The 2,281-nt window shown below is 62.2% G+C and carries 1 protein-coding gene; it reads right to left on the minus strand.

Going from position 1 to position 2,281, the window contains the following annotated elements:
- Window positions 1-383 precede the first annotated feature (383 nt).
- Window positions 384-1,601, minus strand: coding sequence for a M24 family metallopeptidase (locus tag FGL98_RS24930; RefSeq protein ID WP_146321556.1), 1,218 nt, complete (start codon window positions 1,599-1,601; stop codon window positions 384-386).
- Window positions 1,602-2,281: the final 680 nt, after the last annotated feature.

Below are 2,281 nucleotides of genomic sequence, written 5' to 3' on the forward strand. Positions count from 1 at the left end.
GCTGCAACGGCGCATCGCCCGCGGCTTCCGCAACCGCGACAACTACCGACTACGCATGCTCCTGATCGGCGGCGGACTCACCCACGACGAGCACCTACCCCCACCACAGGTCTGAAGAGCCCCTTCACCTCGCCCGGCAGGCCGCCATCATCACCGACCCGCGGGCATCACCGTAAGCTCACGTGGGGTCAGTCAGCACCCGATGTGGCATGCAGTGTGTGGAACAACCCGCTTATTGTCTATGAACAGCTTTGATTAGCAGGCATATCGAAACTTACGGCCGGTTGTTCGACCTCGAGCGTCACCAAACATCCCACCTCGACCAGGCGGCCGAATTGAGGAGCCTCCACCCTGCGTTCGCCCTGTCACTCAGGTGCGCCACCTCAGCCGAGGAGCCGCTGATCATATGGCGCCGTCGAAATGGGTTCCGGCCCATCAGCGGTGATCACCACCTGCTCCTCGAGTTTGACGCCCTGCGCTCCGCCGACCGCCCCAACGTAGGACTCGACGCTCATCACCATGCCGACCTCGAGTTGCCCCTCATGGTGGTCTACGAAGTTTACACACGGATACTCGTCGACCATGCCAGTGCCATGCGCGACAAACGGGTATCGCTGCTGCTGGAACTCTTCAGGTAGTTGCCGCGCGATCCTGCGGCCTAACTCTTCGAACGATGCACCGGCGCGAAACTGCGGCAGGGCCGTATGCAGGAACGCATAGGAGGCCTGGTAAAGCCGGCGCTGCTCATCGGTAGGTGGCTTGTCGCCGCATAGGTAGGTACGTGATACATCGGTCAGGTATCCGTCTTCGCCCACCAAGTCGGTGTCGAATGCGACCAACTCACCCTCGTGCACCACTCTCGCACTCGCCTCTTGCATCCACGGGTTTGTCCGCGGACCTGAAGACAGCAGCCGAGTCTCGCACCAGAGTGCCCCCGCCTTCAGACTTGTTCCGACCAGCGTGCCCCATAAGTAGTCCTCCGTGACACCGGGTTGCATTGCCCCCAGCAGCGCGGCGATCGAGTCGTCGCAGGAGCGGGCATTGCGCCGAATCACCGTGAGTTCGTCGTAGGTCTTGATCGCTCTGGCCTGCTCCATCGCCGACTGCGCGTCAACGACTTTCACGCCGGCCTCCGTCAGGGCGAGGTAGCCAACCGCCTCAAGCCGGTCCAGACCAAGCGGCTCACCCAGAATGCCTCGCTCCCGCAACTCAGCGGTGATCTCTGCTGCGAACCGGGTGGCATCGGCAGCACTGCGAGAGCCCGAGCCGAAAAACGTCCAGCCCCTAGCCGGGTGAAGGTCACCGGCCCATTCGTGCTCTGTAACATGCATCGCGTCGGCATACTCCCACAACACTGGATCGGACTCCACCGGGACCAGCAACCACCGCGACGTGACGTGCATGCTGAATACATCGCATACCGCCGGAAGGGCCGCGTAGCGGACGTTCAGCGGATCACACAGAAGGGCAGCGGCCAGTCCGTGGCTGCGCAGGGAGTCACGGGTCCGCTGCAATCGTTCATTCCGCATCCGCGGGACGTCCACGTGCTCGATATCCGGGACAGATTCCTCGGCACCACCAGCCCGCCGCCGCCATGTCATTTGCAGCCCCAACTGGTGGCACTTCGCCGCTCATTCGAAGCGCTCGCAATCCCACTCGGTGTCACCGACCAAGATGGTGCCGGACTACGGCCCCCCACATGCCCACTGGTGCGGCCGCTGCCGAACTCGGCCACGATCCTGTTCGACGGAGACAACCGATGACGGTCCTCGGGGCTCCCACCCCTGGCGAAGGACTCAGACTCGGGCCGGGCGCCGACCGGGCCTTTGCACACAAACGGAAACGTTGGGGCGATGGAGAAGCTGAGCGAAGTCACGAGTCCTATTTTGAAACAGAGTCTTGCAGGAAACCAGCAAACAGAATTGGAGGCTGCCGTGCACGACTACTTCACGCCCGAAGGCTAGCTTCGATCTCGCGTGAGTCGAGCGTGCTGTCGAAATTCGAGCGCTTCTATGGCATCTCGAGCTTTGCGGTTTGAGTGTGCACCGCTCGTTGGACTGTGAGCGCTGATGCCCAGCGTCGTTTTCTGGCTCTTCAGGATCCCGGGCGTCATCGGAGTCTGAATCCTCCGGACTCCAGCAGGGCTCGGGCGACATAGTGGCTCTTCAGATTTAAGGGTGTAGTGCTGGTCGGCGCGTCGATCACGGGATAGGCGTCGAGGCCTCCCGATGATGGAAGTTCTGACACTGCCCATCTGGAAGACCTCGACGTGACCGACGCT

The sequence above is a fragment of the Leekyejoonella antrihumi genome (assembly GCF_007845645.1).
Lineage (GTDB): Bacteria > Actinomycetota > Actinomycetes > Actinomycetales > Dermatophilaceae > Leekyejoonella > Leekyejoonella antrihumi.